The 16,180-nt window shown below is 57.2% G+C and carries 12 protein-coding genes; 7 read left to right on the top strand and 5 right to left on the bottom strand.

The annotated features are described in order from the left end of the window. Positions 1 to 83 precede the first annotated feature (83 nt). The 3 genes from RYZ27_RS12540 to RYZ27_RS12530 all read left to right on the top strand — a co-directional run bounded on the left by RYZ27_RS12540 (position 84) and on the right by RYZ27_RS12530 (position 5,121). Positions 84 to 2,114, top strand: a complete 2,031-nt coding sequence (locus RYZ27_RS12540; protein ID WP_406679858.1) for a putative bifunctional diguanylate cyclase/phosphodiesterase — start codon at positions 84 to 86, stop codon at positions 2,112 to 2,114. Between the two features lie 66 nt (positions 2,115 to 2,180). Next, positions 2,181 to 3,755, top strand: coding sequence for a glutamine-hydrolyzing GMP synthase (gene guaA, locus RYZ27_RS12535; protein WP_406679857.1), 1,575 nt, complete (start codon positions 2,181 to 2,183; stop codon positions 3,753 to 3,755). A gap of 76 nt (positions 3,756 to 3,831) precedes the next feature. After that, positions 3,832 to 5,121: a 3-hydroxyacyl-CoA dehydrogenase NAD-binding domain-containing protein gene (locus RYZ27_RS12530; protein ID WP_406679856.1), complete on the top strand. Its 1,290-nt coding sequence runs from the start codon at positions 3,832 to 3,834 to the stop codon at positions 5,119 to 5,121. Positions 5,122 to 5,130: 9 nt separating this feature from the next. On the opposite strand, the gene RYZ27_RS12525 is transcribed toward RYZ27_RS12530, so the two are convergent. Together RYZ27_RS12525 and RYZ27_RS12520 are read right to left on the bottom strand one after the other, a co-directional pair. Continuing rightward, positions 5,131 to 6,168 (bottom strand): YeiH family protein, encoded by a 1,038-nt coding sequence (locus RYZ27_RS12525; RefSeq protein ID WP_406679855.1) that lies wholly within the window; start codon positions 6,166 to 6,168, stop codon positions 5,131 to 5,133. Between the two features lie 6 nt (positions 6,169 to 6,174). After that, positions 6,175 to 6,420: a DUF6356 family protein gene (locus tag RYZ27_RS12520; protein WP_406679854.1), complete on the bottom strand. Its 246-nt coding sequence runs from the start codon at positions 6,418 to 6,420 to the stop codon at positions 6,175 to 6,177. Positions 6,421 to 6,545: 125 nt separating this feature from the next. Between RYZ27_RS12520 and RYZ27_RS12515 the strand changes: the two genes are divergently transcribed. Beyond that, on the top strand, positions 6,546 to 7,004 hold the full coding sequence (locus RYZ27_RS12515) for an Lrp/AsnC family transcriptional regulator (protein WP_406679853.1): 459 nt from the start codon (positions 6,546 to 6,548) through the stop codon (positions 7,002 to 7,004). Positions 7,005 to 7,009: 5 nt separating this feature from the next. Here RYZ27_RS12515 and RYZ27_RS12510 read toward each other — a convergent pair whose 3' ends face one another. Genes RYZ27_RS12510 through RYZ27_RS12500 form a run of 3 tightly spaced genes read right to left on the bottom strand, consistent with a single transcriptional unit; the run spans position 7,010 to position 12,487 of the window. Continuing rightward, positions 7,010 to 10,066 carry a hypothetical protein gene (locus tag RYZ27_RS12510; protein WP_406679852.1) on the bottom strand — a complete coding sequence of 1,019 codons (3,057 nt, stop codon included), beginning with the start codon at positions 10,064 to 10,066 and terminating at the stop codon, positions 7,010 to 7,012. A gap of 3 nt (positions 10,067 to 10,069) precedes the next feature. Beyond that, positions 10,070 to 11,335, bottom strand: a complete 1,266-nt coding sequence (locus tag RYZ27_RS12505; protein ID WP_406679851.1) for a lipopolysaccharide biosynthesis protein — start codon at positions 11,333 to 11,335, stop codon at positions 10,070 to 10,072. Positions 11,336 to 11,338: 3 nt separating this feature from the next. After that, positions 11,339 to 12,487, bottom strand: coding sequence for a glycosyltransferase (locus tag RYZ27_RS12500; RefSeq protein WP_406679850.1), 1,149 nt, complete (start codon positions 12,485 to 12,487; stop codon positions 11,339 to 11,341). 291 nt (positions 12,488 to 12,778) lie between these two features. On the opposite strand from RYZ27_RS12500, the gene RYZ27_RS12495 reads away from it, so the two are divergent. From RYZ27_RS12495 to RYZ27_RS12485, 3 genes are read left to right on the top strand one after another with little or no spacing between them, the layout of a single operon-like run. Beyond that, positions 12,779 to 13,375, top strand: coding sequence for a hypothetical protein (locus tag RYZ27_RS12495; RefSeq protein ID WP_406679849.1), 597 nt, complete (start codon positions 12,779 to 12,781; stop codon positions 13,373 to 13,375). Then, a complete protein-coding gene (locus tag RYZ27_RS12490; protein WP_406679848.1) occupies positions 13,372 to 14,868 on the top strand; it encodes a hypothetical protein in 1,497 nt (498 codons plus the stop codon). Before RYZ27_RS12495 ends, RYZ27_RS12490 begins: the two co-directional genes overlap by 4 nt. Next, complete coding sequence (locus RYZ27_RS12485) at positions 14,865 to 16,076, top strand: hypothetical protein (RefSeq protein WP_406679847.1); 1,212 nt, start codon at positions 14,865 to 14,867, stop codon at positions 16,074 to 16,076. The genes RYZ27_RS12490 and RYZ27_RS12485 overlap by 4 nt, the downstream gene beginning before the upstream one ends. Positions 16,077 to 16,180: the final 104 nt, after the last annotated feature.

Below are 16,180 nucleotides of genomic sequence, written 5' to 3'. Positions count from 1 at the left end.
GTCCATGCACAAAAAAATACATATTTATAGTGGGGCTGGAAATGGTGAGGATAAATCCAAGGAAACTGTGGCGACGATATATTGTGGCCATTCTTGTTTTGGCTGGTTTCTTGGGGACCAGTCATTTTGCGGCAACGCGTGCTGTTGAGGAAAGCGCAAGAGATGCTGAACTGGTCAGCATGGCCGGGCGTCAAAGCATGCTGAGTCAGCGTATCCTCTTCTATACCTCCAACTTCGAGAATACCGGGCAGGAGATGCACCGTGTGCGCGCCATCGCGGCAGTCGAGTTGATGGCGGAGTCGCAACAGGCTCTCGCAAATGATCCCATGTTGGAAAATGAGCCTGAACTGGCAAAGGATGTGATCGACCTTTACGGAGGAGCCGGGCAGCTTAATCAGCGGGTGCAACAGTTCACTGTGCTGGCCCTGCGCGTTTTGCAGGACGACACAGTCGGGATTTCCGAACTTCTGGCATTTGACCGAGATGCATTGCTCGCAGATCTCGACCGGGCAGTTCTCGAATTTGAGGAGATCGCGGACGCGCACTCGATCGGCCTGCGTGAGATACAACATTGGTCGCTCATCGCGGCTATCGTTGTCCTGTTCATGGAAGCCCTGTTTATTTTTATCCCGGCGCAGATTTCTGTGACCTCATCCCTGCGCAAACTTGAGCATCAGACTGAGGTGCTGGGTGTGTCACGGATCCGGGCGCTGGAGCGGAATCGTGAACTGGAGCGCCTCAAAAAGCAGGTTGAGCATGATGCCAAGCATGATGCGCTGACGGGTCTGCCCAATCGCAGGGCGTTGAATGAAATGATCGCCAAGCTGAAAAAGGACACCAAGGATAGCCATGCCAGCATCAGTGTTATGCACATCGATCTGGACCGGTTTAAGGCGATAAATGACACGCTGGGCCATGCCGCAGGCGATCATGTCCTCAAACAAGTGGCCCGGCGCCTGAAACAGTGCGCGCGCAAGAAGGATATTGTCGCACGGGTTGGCGGGGATGAGTTTGTCCTGTTGCCAACGCTCAACACGTCGCGGGCTAATCTGGAGGCATTGGCAGAACGCATTATCGATGCCCTGCGCCAGCCTGTACCGTACAATGAGAATGTCTGCCACTTTGGGGCGAGTATCGGGATTGGGATCGGGATATCCTCATCTCTGTCGGAAACCGAGACCGCTGCAGACCTGCTGGTGCAAGCCGATATCGCGCTCTATCGCGCCAAGGAGTTGGGCCGTGGCCGGTACGAGTTCTTCTCTGAGGAGCTGGCGCAGGAAGTTGAAGAGGCCAAGCGCATTGCCGATGAACTCCTCTATGCGTTTGATCGCGACGAGTTCCTGGTTCACTATCAGCCGCAGCTGGATGCCAAGACGGGTGCGATTGTTGGGGCCGAGGCTCTGGCCCGCTGGCAACATCCTGTCCGCGGCCTGCAGACCGCCGAATGCTTCAAGGCGGCGCTTCACTCGCTTGGCCTGACCTCAGAGCTGGACAAGTTGGTCCTTGAGGCGGTTGAGCGCGATATTCTGGCGGCGACTCGAGCCGGGGTTAAATTGCCACGCGTGGCGGTCAATGTGTCCGGGCAATCGCTGATGAAAGATAGCTATATGGAGATGCTTGAAAACCTTGAGGTACCAGCCAGCGCGATCAGTCTGGAGCTGAGCGAAACCATCTATTTCGATGGTGAGATGGAAGATGTGTTGCCGCGAGTGGAGCGCTTGCGCGCGCATGGGTTTGACATAGAAATCGATGATTTCGGAACAGGCCATGCATCTATTCTGTGTCTTCAGAAACTGCGCCCGGCGCGGTTGAAGATTGCCCGCGAAGTCCTGTTGGAGGTTGAGGACTCAGCCGATGCACAGCGTCTTATCCGCTCAATTGCGCAGATCGGCAAAGCCTATAATGCAGAGATTGTGGCAGAAGGCGTCGAGACGGTCACGGTCGGGCAGATCCTGTCATCCTTGGGCTGCGATACGCTGCAGGGATTTGCGCTTGGTCAGCCGAATGCCTTCCCGGCCTATCTCGCTGCGCTCGCTGCGAGCCAGCTGCGTCAGGCCAGCCAGAAGAACAATGTTGAGGCGCTGCCACAGCCGAGAATGCAGGCTCAAGTCTAGCGTGCCGGAGAGGCTGTAGGCATTTCCCCCATTCCCCCGCACGCCAGACTCGGCTAACAGCCTGCCATGGCTGATCTGAATACGTCCGAGCGACACGAACGCGCCCTGATTATCGACTTTGGCTCTCAGGTGACGCAGCTGATTGCACGCAGGCTTCGCGAGAGCGGGGTCTATTGCGAAATCCACCCTTTCAACAAAGCCGATGAGGCCTTCATCCGCAGCTATGATCCACAAGCGATCATTCTGTCGGGTGGTCCGTCCAGTGTGACCTGGGAAGATAGCCCGCGCGCCGATAATGCCGTGTTTGAACTCGGCGTACCCGTGCTGGGCATCTGTTATGGTCAGCAGACGATGATGGAACAGCTTGGCGGTAAGGTTGAGAGCGGGACCAGCCGCGAGTTTGGCCGCGCCTTTATTGATCAGCAAAGCGATGATCCGTTGTTTGAGGGCCTGTTCGAGGGGGACAACCAAGAAGAAGTCTGGATGAGCCATGGCGACCATGTTGCCCAGATGGCACCGGGCTTTGGCGTGATCGCAAAATCACCGGGCGCGCCTTATGCGGTGATCGCCGACCCGGAACGCAAATTCTATGGCACACAGTTCCATCCGGAAGTCGTGCACACGGTCCACGGAGCCAAAATGCTGCGCAATTTCACCCATGGCATTGCAGGCCTGAAGGGCGACTGGACGATGGCGGCCTATCGCGAGGAGGCGATTGCCAAAATCCGCGAGCAGGTTGGCTCTGGCCGGGTGATTTGTGGCCTCTCAGGCGGGGTGGATAGCTCTGTGGCTGCGGTCCTGATCCACGAAGCGATCGGTTCACAGCTGACCTGCGTTTATGTTGATCATGGCCTGATGCGCGCCAATGAAAGTGAGCAGGTCGTGAGCTTGTTCCGCGAGCATTACAATATCCCGCTCGTCCATGTCGATGCCTCTGACTTGTTCCTTGGGGAACTGGCAGGCGTGAGCGATCCGGAGCGCAAACGCAAGATTATCGGCAAGCTGTTCATCGATGTGTTTGATGAAGAGGCGAAAAAGATTGGCGGGGCCGATTTCCTCGCGCAGGGCACGCTCTATCCGGACGTGATTGAAAGCGTTTCGGCCATTGGCGGGCCTTCGGTGACGATTAAGTCTCACCACAATGTTGGCGGCCTGCCTGAGCGGATGAAGATGCAACTGGTCGAGCCGTTGCGCGAATTGTTCAAGGATGAGGTTCGTGCGCTGGGCCGTGAGCTGGGCTTGCCGGACGCCTTTATTGGTCGCCACCCCTTCCCGGGGCCGGGCCTTGCTATCCGTATTCCGGGGGAGATTACCCGCGAGAAAGCCGACACGTTGCGCAAGGCGGATGCGATCTATCTCGAGGAGCTGCGCAAGAACGGGCTGTACGATGACATCTGGCAGGCTTTCGCAGTGCTGTTACCCGTCAATACGGTCGGTGTGATGGGCGATGAGCGCACCTATGAAAGCGTGCTTGCCCTGCGCGCGGTGACCTCAACCGATGGCATGACCGCCGATTACTTCCCGTTTGACCATGCCTTCCTAGGCCGCGTTGCGACGCGGATCATCAATGAAGTCAAAGGCGTCAATCGCGTCGTCTACGATATCACCAGCAAACCCCCCGGCACGATTGAGTGGGAGTAGTTTGACCCACGGTCAGATATTGTTCTGGCCAGGGCGAACCGATACGCTGGCTGGATCTAATTGAAAGAGAAGTCCTATGCCTGCCATCGCGATGACCCCCGCTGAAGTTTCCGATTATATTGCTCAGTCCGGGCGGGATGCCTGGACCGTTCCGGATGTTCCTGCCGACACGCCGCGCCGCAAGATCGAGAAAGTCGGCATCATTGGTGCGGGCACGATGGGCGGTGGTATCTCGATGAACTTTGCCACAGCGGGCATCCCGGTCATCATTCTGGAGCAAAAGCAGGACGCGCTGGATCGCGGTCTCAAAACCGTGCGCGGACACTATCAGCGCAGCGCCGATAAGGGTCGGTTCCCGGTTGAAGAGGTCGAGGAGCGGATGGGCCGCTTGATCGGCACGCTGAGCATGGAGGACTTTGCTGATTGCGACCTCATCATCGAAGCAGTGTTCGAGGATATGGACCTGAAGAAGAAAATCTTCACCGACCTCGACCGCGTGATGAAGCCAGGGGCGATCCTCGCGACGAATACTTCGGCGCTGGATATTGATGAGATTGCCAGCGTCACCAAGCGGCCGGAAGATGTCATTGGGTTGCACTTCTTCTCGCCTGCCAATGTCATGAAGCTGCTGGAAATTGTGCGCGCGGATCATACCGCTGATGATGTCATCGCGACCTGTATGGATCTAGCCAAGACGATCAACAAGATCGCGGTTCTGGTCGGGGTTTGCCCGGGCTTTGTTGGCAACCGCATCCTGTTTGCCCGGCAGACGCAGGCCCAGAAACTGGTGGCGAAAGGCGCGATGCCCTGGGATGTCGATGCGGCGCTAAACGCGTTCGGGTTCCGCATGGGGCCGTATCAGATGTCTGACCTTGCCGGGCTCGACATTGGCTGGAAGAAAGGCGCGAAGACGGCCAATCCGATCCGCGATGAGCTATGTGAGCTGGACCGCCGCGGCCAGAAGACCGGTGCTGGCTATTATGACTATGACGAAAATCGCCGCCCGATCCCATCAGAGGTAACCGCCAAGATCATTAGAGAGATCACAGGCGTTGAGGCTGGCGCGGCCCCGGCGCAGGATGAGATTATTGCCGCCTGTATCCACCCGATGATCAATGAGGGGCTGAAAATCCTTGAGGAGAAGAAAGCCCAACGCGCTTCCGATATCGATATTGTCTGGCTCAACGGCTATGGCTGGCCTGCCGATAAAGGTGGCCCAATGCTGTATGGCGATATGGTGGGCGCGGAAGCGGTCCTTGCGACCATGGAGCGTCTGGGCGCAGAGGATGAGCGGTTTGCACCGAGCGAAACCCTGAAACGCCTCGCCAAAGACGGCGGTCGCTTTACCGAGGTTCAACCGGGATAAGCGCGACCGCTACAGCGCCGCGATCAGCATCAGGCCGAGCCAGGCAAAGGCGGCGAGCGCGGCGGTCTGGACACAGAGGACGAGCACGGGCTTGTGCCCCATGCCGATCAGGTCGCGCACTGAGGTTTTCACGCCAAGGCCCGCCACGGCGATAACCAGGCACCAGCGCGCGGCGTCTGACATGATCTCGCTGGACCCGCGTGGCAGCCACCCGAGGCTGTTGGCAATCATCAGGGCAACAAAGCCAAGGACGAAAAGCGGTATACCCGGCGTTTTGGAGGGTTTGCCGCTTCCTTGGCCTCTGCTTTTGATAAAAAGGGCAATCATCACAACGATGGGGGCGAGCATGGCGACGCGGGTCAGCTTGACGATGGCGGCGGTTTGGCCAGCCTCATCAGAAATCAGATAGCCCGCACCGATCACCTGCGCGACATCGTGGATGGTTGCGCCAAGATAGGTGCCAGCCTGAACATCATCAAAACCTGAAAACCGCGTCAGCAGCGGGTAGAGCACCATGGCCAGGGTTGAGAGCGTGGTGACGCCAACCACAGTGTGTAGCGTGTTCTGTTCGGTCTCTTTGGACTTTGACAGGACACAGGAAATCGCCATGGCGGCGGATGCTCCGCAAATGCCGACAGACCCGGCGGTCAGGATGGCGTGTTCAGGCTTAAGGCCAAACAAGCGGCCGATCCAGTAACCCCCGATCAGGGCAAAAGTCAGCCCACAGGCAACCAGTAAGAAGGTTGAAAGGCCAAGATCGACGATATTCTCCATCGTGATCGCAGCGCCCATCAGGACAACACCAATGCGCAAGACAGAGCGGCTGGCAAAATCGATCCCCGGCGCGCAGTCTTGACTCGAGGACAGGAAATTAAACGCCATCCCCAGCAGCAAAGCGAGCAGGATGACCGGGCCGCCATATTCAGCGGAAACGAACTTTGCCGCAAAGGCAATCGTTCCGGCCAGCAACAGGCCCGGTGCAAGCTTGCGCAAGCTATCAACAAGGCCTGTATCAGGCCATGCCAGGAAGGGTTTAGCGGTGATCACGCGGTTTTAGCGCCGGCTTGCCCGCAGGGAGCCTTCTGGCGGGATGGCGTCCTTGTGGCGATGCGTCACCATGCGGACGTATAGATCGCTGATCGTGTCTCTGCCGCGCGTTTTGAACAAGAATGGGAGGAACGCATGGAGGAAGCAGGCAAGACTGGCGGTAAACATTGCCGCCGCAAAAGACATCGCGCTGCCCATATGTTCGAAATAGGACTCCCCGGCTGTTGCGGGATGTTCAGTGAACAGTTTCATTGGTCAGCACTCCTTCGTTTTGTCTGCAGTACTTGATATCGCGAAGTGGCTAGAAATCCGTTCTAAAGCGTTATACAAAATGACATTGTTGTAGAATTTCATTCTCCTTTAGGGGTCAAAAATAGATGAATGATATTGATAGGAAGCTTTTGGAAGCTTTGCAGGAGGATGCCAGCCTGCAAGTTGCGGATCTCGCCGAACGGATCGGGCGTAGTGTCACCCCGACATGGAAGCGTCTGAAACGGCTTGAAGAGGCTGGGATCATTACCGGACGTGTGGCTGTGCTGGACCGGGAAGCGCTCGGTATTCCGCTGACCGTGTTTGTGAGCGTGAAGACCAATATGCACAATACAGAATGGCTGAAGGCGTTTGAGGCCGCGGCATCGAAGATTGAAGAGATTGTCGAGGTCTACCGAATGAGCGGCGAGATGGATTACCTGATGAAGATCGTCTGCCCGGATATCGGGACCTATGATTCCGTCTATCGCCGCCTGATCAAGCTGGTCGATTTCTCTGATGTCTCCTCGCACTTTGCCATGGAGATTATCAAATCAACTAATCGTTTGCCGCTGAAATACGCCTGACGGGATTATCGTGTCGGGGCGAAGGGCATCGCGTCCAGCTCAATCGAAACTGCTGCGAACGAGGATGATGGATCAAGCGGCAGTTTTATCGATGCTGCTTCAGGCTCGTGCTCATAATCCTGCCCGTTGACCAAAGGCTGATCCAGGACCCGCACAACACGCACGGGCTCTGCCATGTAAAGCGGGACTGTCTCTGTCCGAATTTCGCCGGGGATGAGGTTGGCTTCCAGATAATAGGGCGCAATCAGAATCGCGCGCCCCTGTGCATCAAAATAGGTGAGGGATAGTCTGACAATGTCCGCCACGCGCGTGCCATGATTGGTCAGGGTGACCCCCAGCGATTCCGGGTCTGTCGTATCGACATTATCGATGATCAGGCCTGGCATACTGCTGGTCGGGCATGGAAAGGTTGCGACCCTGACTTCGACCGCTTCCGGGTCGGTTGAGAAGGTGGGCAGGCGGAACCCTTTGGCGGGGGTGCCTTGCGCGGCAGGGCTGTCCTGTAAGTCCAGAACCCCCTCAAATTCGATGCTGTAATGCCGGGTTTCACTGGGCGAGAGTCGATGACTGCCGAGATCCCCCATATGCTGCAATACGCTTTGGTTCTTACCGAATTGCGCCTTGGCTGTGATGTCGAGGCAAGCGGGATAGGTCGCGGTATTGGTCACGGCACCGACGACTTTCAGGCGTGGTCCCAGATTGACCAGAACAGGTTCAGAGGCGGTGACGCGGGGCCGATCCAGACTCGCCGCGCCGGTTCCACGCATCGGCATACGCGTCACGGAGAGATCCTGCGAGGCGGCTTCAATTTCACGTGTGGTCAGGGCATGGGTCAGGGTCTTCGGGGTGATCGGGTCTTTCACCCGCCAGCCACCCTCGGTCAGAATAAGGGTTTCCGTGCTTTCAACATCCTGTGTACCAAGCGCGCTCAGATATGTGCGGGTGGTTTTGATTTGTGTTTTAGTTGGTGACAGCGTGTGGCTGGCCATCTTGATGTCGGCCAGCTTGGCATAGGACCCGATCAGACCGCCCCGATTGCGCAAGGTCTTGAGATAGGTTTGGAAGTCAGGCCGTAAGCCGGGAAGGAGCTTGTCATAGGCAGCTTCGAAATCCCGCAAGTCCAGGTCCGTATAATACTGTTCAAGTGTGGCTTCGGCATTGTCTTGCGCGTGCGGTCGCAGGCTGATGATGGCGGCCAGGGCGAACGCGATACCTGCTAGTGTGAGACTTGTATAGCGCATGATCAGAACCGTCTTTGGGTTCGGCGTGCGAGGGGCTTGAGGCGCTCGTCCGTGCGCCTGTGTCGGGATCAGCTGGCCCGTGATGGCCAGACCAAACAAGGCTGCAAACACCAGCAGTAGGCTGGCTGGCGGGATCGTGCCCCACATGATCGTTTTGTATGGTGCAAGCGTCTGTCTGGGCAGTGGAAACTCGATAGGTGAAACCCCGACTTTCTCCCAGACGACAACGCCATTGCGCAAGCGTTGCAGGCGCGTCCAGCCACCAAAGTAAAGGAGTGGGTCATAGAAAGCATCATTGGAGAAAATGTATTTGAGATTATACATCTCGGCATTGGTGATGATTTGCTTCAGGGCGCTAAGGCCGGGAAGGCCAAGATATTTGGAGTTCTCCAGACGCTCGACCGAGTAGGCGGTGAGGTGGGGCAGGCGCCGCGCCGAATGATAATTGCCATCCACAGACAGGCCATCAATCAGCGCGGAGTGATAGGCGAACTGATCGCCAAAACCGAGGGTGAGATAACGCCAGCGATTATGATCATCCCGGGCCATGAACTGAACGATGGGATCGGGGTCGAGTGGGGCGGGTTGTGTCGGTTTGACCAAAGGGAGCGCCGCGACCATCACGCCGGTCAGGGCATAGGCTATGACAAGGGCTGCCAGCGCAACCTGAGTCACCACCTGGCCTAGAGCTGCATTCACAACCCGTCGCGCAGACCCTGACAGCAGTGAAACCAAAGCCGCCCCGGCAAAGGGCAGCGTCATGATCACGGCCCAGAAAGTGAACCGATCAAGCGTCAGGATATCAAAAGCCGAGCCAAAGATGAGCCGTGGCAGCGGGGTTGTGCCGCCCGTGCCGAGTAAGAGGCAGATCAGGACTGACAGAGCCAGCGGCCAAAGGGAGGTGCGAAACACACACCAGATCACATAAGGGATGATGGCGAGCAAAGGCCCCCATGGGATGATGAAAAACATCAATCCGAAATTTGGGTATTCAAGGAAGCTTTCGCGGCTGCCATGGGGAATGCTGACCTGCGTGATCGGGTCCGTAACTGACCAATGCCAGTATGGGAAGACAACAAGGATGATCACCAGAAGCATTATCAGGCCAAGGATCAGCCCGCGTATCGGCGCGGCCGTGAAGTGTGGTAGGGGCGGCCAGCTAGAAGGCGCGAATAGGCTGGTGTCTGGCGGGAGGCTGGCTGACCATGCCCGCAAGCCTAAAGGGACCACGAAAAAAAGGGTCGCAAAAATCGGGGTGACATGGTGAGCCGCTGTTGCGCCAGCAGTCAGGATCAGGGCAAAGGGGATGTCCTGTTTCCGCCCCTGTCGGACCCAAGCATAAACATGCGGTGTCGCATTCAGGAAGATGCCCAGGGACAGCGTGGTCGGCAATTGTCCAAAAATGTGTACCGTTTCGGCGATCGCGGTTGAGCCAACACAGAGCAGGCTGGCCAGAGCCGCCGCCATATCACTGACCCAGAGCCGGGAGAACCGATAGACACCAAGCACGAGGATCAGGACCGCCAGAACCTGAACAATAATGAAAGCGGCTTTGTGAGGAACAAGATAGAGGAGCAGCCCGATCAGCTGGTGACTGCCGGGTGGATAGGCGGTGACGGTGAAGCCGGTATACCAGCGCGGCTCCCATGGGTCGAACCAGCTGCGGTGGTAATGGTCGCCAAAGAACATGTGGATATGGGCGTCATAGGTCTGGCCCAGCGTGAAGGGCAGCAATCCACCATGCAGGGTAATGGCCAGAAACAGCGCAAGATAGACGAGCCGTCGGGCTTCATGGGCCGATGAGCGCTTGACCAGGCTCATGGCTCACGTCCTTGCGACCATGGCGATCGCACCAATGGCGATAGCAATCATGATGAAGAATTTTGCGGTGACGATCGCAGCCAGACTCGGCCATATCGAAGCAACCAGAACAAGCGCCAGAAATTGCAGCAGGGCGACCCCGGCAAAGCCATAGGCGCGCCCGGTATAATCGCGGGCGACAAAATAGGTGATGGCGAGATGGGCAATCGCAAAGCTCAGGGCGCTCATCGCGGCCATAGGGGCCCATGGGGCCATCGGGCGGAAAGCCACGCCAAAGAGCAGCGCGGAAATGAAGGGAGAAAACAGGGTGAGGACAGTCAGTGGAATAATCGCCAGGGCCGTCAGGCCCGCCAGCATGTTTGAGAGGTCCTGCCGCGCCCCTACGGTATCCTGATCGGCCGTCTTTCGGGCGACCATGGGCAGCAGGAGTGCGGCAAAGGACAGGAAGGCAAAGAAGAAGATACGCTGGATCAGACCGAGTCCGGCCAGATACCCAGCCTCTGTACCCGGCAAGACGGCCTTGGCGATAAACAGCTCGCCATCCAGCATCAGGATTTGCGCGATCTGGATTGCCAGAAATGGAGCACTTGCCTGTAGCGCAAGAAGGCCATCGGACGCGCTGTGTGCTTGACGTCTGCGCCATGCCGTCCGGTCAGATTTGCGACTTGCGAACAGCGCGCCAATATAGGCGGAAGCGACCAGCGCCAGCGTGACGCCCAACAGGCCAAAGCCCGCAAACCAAAGGGCGAGCCCGGCCAGAAGCCGGACGACCCATTCCAGTTGAAAGGATGAGACAAGGCGTGGGACATCAATGCGACCATAAGCGACCCCGCGATACAGACTGATTGGAACAAGCGCCGGAATAATCAGCAGCACGAGGGTCAGGGTCATCGGATCCCGCATGGCCAGCAATCGCGCCAGACCATCCACCCCGGCGAACAGCAGGAAGAAGACCGGGATCGAGACTTTCAGGCTGAGCTTGGAGAGGCCGGCCACCATATCGGCCTGGCGCTGCTCATCGGCATGCATCAGCGCTGTGATCTTTGAGAACCCGAACTGCATGGCCGAAAAGAGTGAGAGCGCCGCGAGTTTCAGGGTGAGCAGAAGGGCGAGATCAGAAAACAGGTCCGGGCCCATCAGTCGCGCAAACACCATGTTGAAGACGAGGTTGGCGGCATTGGCGATATTGGCCGAGAGAAAGATAATCGTACTGGGCGCACGCGCGAGCTGACGCGCGCGTGTTTGGACGCCTGAGGATAGCGAGGTCATGCTCTAGGCCGCCTTGCGGGTCGTGTCTTGGCTTGTCTGTGGACGCTTTGCCGGAACCTGAGCGATCACGCGGCGACAGTCATATAGGGCCACGAGCCCAGACCGCTCAGCGGCCTGACAAATAGCGTCATCATCGGGCAGAAGAATAGACGGCTCGACGCCGTGGGCCCGAATACTATCACAGATGCCAATCAGTGCCGGAAAGACGGATGGTCCGAACTGCTCGACCTGTGAGAGGTCGATTTGGGCGAAGTCGCCCTGTGTTTGCGCCCGCAGGCGTAGGGAGGCGATATCCTGTTGGTCAAAGTGGCCATAGAGTGTGACTTTAGGTTGGGTGCTCAGGATGGTCTGATCGGCCCGGCGTCGGAATTCATGCTTGATCGACCAGCGCTTGGCGATCAGGCCGAGCATCACAAAGCCACTGCGAAATACGTCGGTTGAGGTAATCTTGGAGCCTTCAATCTCGGTCCATTCCATCAGCGGGAGTTCGTAGAAGCGTTGCTGATAGGGGGCGAGGCTGGCGGACAGGCGCAGAGCAAGTTCAACATCAAATAACCACCCGGCCTTGAATGGGGTCGAGATTGCGGTGCGCAGGGCCTGACTGTTCCGGAACAGTTTGGCCCCGCATTGAGTGTCAGAGAAAGGCAGCCCGGTCGCAACGCGGGCGAGGCTGGCGCAGATAAAGGACACCAGACGCCTCTTCGGTTCACGAAAAATCTTGCGCCCCAGCCCCATCTGGCGTGAGCCAAAGACCACATCGACACTTTCGAGATTGTCCAGAACCCGGCCAAGATCGACGATCGCCTCAAGCGGGGTCGCGAGGTCTGCGTCGAAATAGCCAACCGCGCGCGCGCCGGACCGGGAGGCATAGAGAAGGCCTTGCCGAACGGCTTCGGCTTTGCCGCCATTCTGAGGCAGGGCGAGCACATCCAGGACATGTGGTGCGCGGATCTGCATGCCCGCGAGAATGGCTAACGTCCCGTCTTTAGAACCGTCATCGACGAACAGGAATTTCAGGCCGGGATGGGTCAACGCGAAGTCGACAAACGCATTTGTGTTCAGCCGTTCTGCCTCATTATAGCAGGGGACGACAATCACTGTGTCCTGCGACGGTGTGGGTGCTGCTATCCCGTTTGAAAATGCTTGAGGCATCGCTTTCTCCCATCCATTCTGATGGGTGAGGTGTCGCAATCTTCAGACCAGTAGGTTTTGTTGGGATTAGAGATCAAACCTCTGCAAAATGCGACGGTCAGGCTTTGCAATCTGCAATCATTATTGCGAAATGAAACCTCTATTGCCCTGAATTCATTGAGAAACGGGTGGAATGCCATTTGCTGTCCTGATGCTCGTGCGACACCGCATGGGACCGACAGGATGTTTAGAGTATTCAGCTTGATAGGGATGATTATAGGCGGGGGTGTCCCCCTGGTGCATGCCGCCTGTTTGAGTGAACCGGGCGTCGCGCGGGAGGTCTGTCGCCCTGCCGAGATTTTTGTCTATCTGGATCAGAAGACCATCGTTGCTGGTGAGGGTTCAGTTCTTTTGGCGGCTGAACTGCTGACCGAAGCCGGGACAAGCCCACCCGATGATACGCTGGTCCATTTCTTTATGCGCAAGGGCGAGTCTGTCTCGCGCCGGATTGCGTTTACAGATGCGGGGCTGGCGCGGGCCCGTATGCCGTTGACCGAGCAGGCTGGCGCGCTTGAGGTTTGGGCCGAAGCCGGCCGGGCGAAAGCGGCTATCCAGTGGCTGGAGATTGTCCCGGATGGACCGGTTCCATTCTCACTGATGGTCAATGGCTGCCGGCCGGACCGTTTATGCCAGATTGAAGCGACAGGCCTGCAGGACCAATATGGAAATCGCTTGCCTGATGGGGTGCAGGGCATTTTAACCACGCATGTCCGGGGCAGCCTGATCTCACAACAAGCCGTCTATACCGTGCGGGGTAGTATCCTCGCGCCATGGCGCCAGCCCGACCTTGAGGCACGGGTACGCCTGACATTGGCCGGACAGCGCGCCGATCTGTGGGTGGCCCCATGATCGACGTCATCCGACGTTTGCCCAGGGCTCTTGCCTTAGGGAGTGTGCTGGCTGGCGTGATCCTACTGCTCGTATGGATGGCTTTGCAGGCACCATCAAAGCCTTTGCTGGAGCCGTCCGGGTCACCGAGTACTCAGTTTGCCGCGGACTATCGACTGCAATGGCAATCAACTGTGGATGAGACGGGCCGCCCCTTATTACCTGATGAGGTGTTTGCCTATTCAGAGTTTCTGAAACGGGCCTTGTCAGGACAGTTGGCCTATACTGATCCACGCCGGGTCGAGTTTCAGGCGCGGGCTTCGTTAAGTCTTTTGACGCGCGGATCAGCCCCCGGTCAGGCAATCCGGTTGCAGAGTCGGGTCAGGCCCAAACTGGTCCTGCGTAATCATAGCCTTGCGGTCTTCGAGATCGAGACCGATTACCTTGATGTCCGCTATAGTGCTGATTACGCGCAGTTTCTCAACAGCCATATCAAAACCATGACAGAGACGGTTCGGGTTGCTGACACGCGGATCGGTCTGGTCGTGCGCCATGTTGAACGGATAGAGGCCCCAGCTGAGTTTGTCTTGGCCAGTGCACGCAAAACGCGTGAGCCAGAACGCCTTGGCGGGATCAATTACTATCCGGCGTCTGCGCCATGGACCGACTTCTGGGCGAGCTTTCCTGTGGCCGAGATCAATGCGGATTTTCAACATATCCGGGCCATGGGCGCGAATAGTGTTCGGGTCTTCCTTAATCGTCGGGCTTTCGAGGCTCCGGCGCGCCGTGAGCAATCCTTGCAGCGTCTTGAACGCTTACTCGATCTCGCGCAGACGCATGATCTGAAGGTTATCCTGACCTGTTTTGATATGGGCGTGAGCTATGAGCTGGCAGACCTCACGCAAGGTTGGTCACATCTGCAGCGTATTCTTGAGATTGCGGACAGGCATCCAGCGGTAGTGTTGATTGATCTGAAGAATGAGCCGGATCTCGATTATCATTATTGGGGGGCTGCGCGGGTTGATCTTTGGTTGTCGACCCTGCTGGGTATGGCTCAGGCAACCTATCCGGACCTGTCTTTCACCATTGGCTGGTCAAATGCCCGCGCCGCGTCGGCTTTGGTCGACCAGGTGGATATTGTCAGCTTTCATGATTTTGAGGCACCATCCAGTTTATCTGAGCGGCTTGCCTTTGTCCGAAACATTGCCGGACCCAAACCCGTTATGCTGACGGAGATTGGCCACTCGCGCTGGCCAACCTTGCCGGGGCGTATGACACAGGCCGAAAAGCTTTCCACACAGCTCCGGCAGGTGGGCGGTCTGGATGGCGTTCTGGTCTGGACGCTCAATGACTTTGACGAAATTCCCGATGAAGTGGCCGGCTGGCGGCCCTGGCGCAAAGCCATGCAGGCTCATTATGGCCTGTCAGAGCTATCACGGGAAAAGTTCTCCCGTTTTCTTTGTGACTTCCTCAAAACTCCCACCGATCAAACCTGCATTGGAGATGCTGCATGACCCGTATCGCTCTCGTTACGGCTTTTCCCCCAAGTACGGGGTCGCTGAATGAATATGGTTTCCACCTGGCCAACGCGTTTGCTGAACGCGCGGATGTTGAGAAGCTGATCATCCTGGCTGATCAGATGGATGGGGTGGGTGAGGCGCTGAACCTTGATGACAAGATTGAGGTCCGGCGAGTCTGGCGGTTCAATGACTGGTCCACACCGCTGCGTCTGGCCGGGGCGATCAGGCAGGCAAAGGTTGATGGGGTTGTGTTCAACCTGCAGACGGCCTCGTTTGGTGATCGGGAAATCCCGGCAGCTCTGGGTCTGCTAAGCCCTTTACTGTCGCGCCTGCGCGGTGTTCGAAGCGGTGTGATCGCGCATAATCTGATTGATGCGATCGAGGTGGAGAAAACCGCTATTGGTAACAATGCCTGGCGTGCGGGTCTCATTCGTATGGCCGGCAAGCTGGTGACACATCTTTTGCTGAAGGCGCATTATGTCACGGTTACGCTGGAGAGTTTTGCAGAGCTGCTGGAAAGCCGCTACCGGGCGCGGAATGTCTACATGGTGCCGCATGGCACCTTTCCGGGTCCCGAGGTTGAGGTCATGCCGATGGAACGCCGTGACCTGATTGTTTCCACGATGGGCAAATTTGGCACCTATAAACGTCTGGAGCGCCTGATTGCAGCCTTTACAGTGGTTCGGGATCGGTATCCGGATCGGGGCATGGTCCTGCGGATTGGCGGGACGGATCACCCCGCAGCGCAAGGCTATCTCTCCGCCTTGCAAGATATGCATGCACAAGATCAGGATATCGAGTTCCTTGGCTATATTGAGGAAGCACAAGTTGCCCCTTTCTTTGCCGCCAGTCGTCTCGCGGTCTTCGACTATGACAGCACCACCGGATCATCCGGTGTTCTGCATCAGGCCGCAGGGTTTGGTGTGCCAGCGGCCTACCCGCTGATTGGGGATTTTATTGATGTGACTGAGCGTGAGGGGCTGAGCGGCTTTCACTATAAGCCTTTTGACGAGGCGAGCCTTTCCAAGGCGATTGAAGCGGCTTTGTTCGATACGGTCTGCGCGGATGAGATTGTCCGCCTGAACCTTGCGGTTTCAGAGGCACTGCCCATGGCCACGGTGGCCGCATTTCACGCCGGTATGTTGCAACAGAAACGGTCGGGTTCTCGCCAGATCCGTCCTCTCTCTATGCAATCTGTTTAGCCCCAAAGGGTTAATCGAGGCTGTGTTTACGCTAACGAATTGTACATCTTTGTGGGGAATATAAGCATAAAACAACTTTAGATTGTTTTATGCGGGCGCGCTGA

The organism is Hyphomonas sp. FCG-A18 (assembly GCF_045287255.1).
In the GTDB taxonomy this organism is placed as follows: Bacteria; Pseudomonadota; Alphaproteobacteria; order Caulobacterales; family Hyphomonadaceae; genus Henriciella.
Note: the sequence above shows the minus strand (reverse complement) of the source record. Positions and strands in the feature narration are given on the sequence as shown.

Coding starts and splice junctions, on each gene's coding strand:
- guaA (WP_406679857.1), top strand. CDS start 2,181: ATGGCTGATCTGAATACGTCCGAGCGACACGAACGCGCCCTGATTATC.
- RYZ27_RS12530 (WP_406679856.1), top strand. CDS start 3,832: ATGCCTGCCATCGCGATGACCCCCGCTGAAGTTTCCGATTATATTGCT.
- RYZ27_RS12520 (WP_406679854.1), bottom strand. CDS start 6,420: ATGAAACTGTTCACTGAACATCCCGCAACAGCCGGGGAGTCCTATTTC.
- RYZ27_RS12515 (WP_406679853.1), top strand. CDS start 6,546: ATGAATGATATTGATAGGAAGCTTTTGGAAGCTTTGCAGGAGGATGCC.
- RYZ27_RS12510 (WP_406679852.1), bottom strand. CDS start 10,066: ATGAGCCTGGTCAAGCGCTCATCGGCCCATGAAGCCCGACGGCTCGTC.
- RYZ27_RS12505 (WP_406679851.1), bottom strand. CDS start 11,335: ATGACCTCGCTATCCTCAGGCGTCCAAACACGCGCGCGTCAGCTCGCG.
- RYZ27_RS12500 (WP_406679850.1), bottom strand. CDS start 12,487: ATGCCTCAAGCATTTTCAAACGGGATAGCAGCACCCACACCGTCGCAG.
- RYZ27_RS12490 (WP_406679848.1), top strand. CDS start 13,372: ATGATCGACGTCATCCGACGTTTGCCCAGGGCTCTTGCCTTAGGGAGT.
- RYZ27_RS12485 (WP_406679847.1), top strand. CDS start 14,865: ATGACCCGTATCGCTCTCGTTACGGCTTTTCCCCCAAGTACGGGGTCG.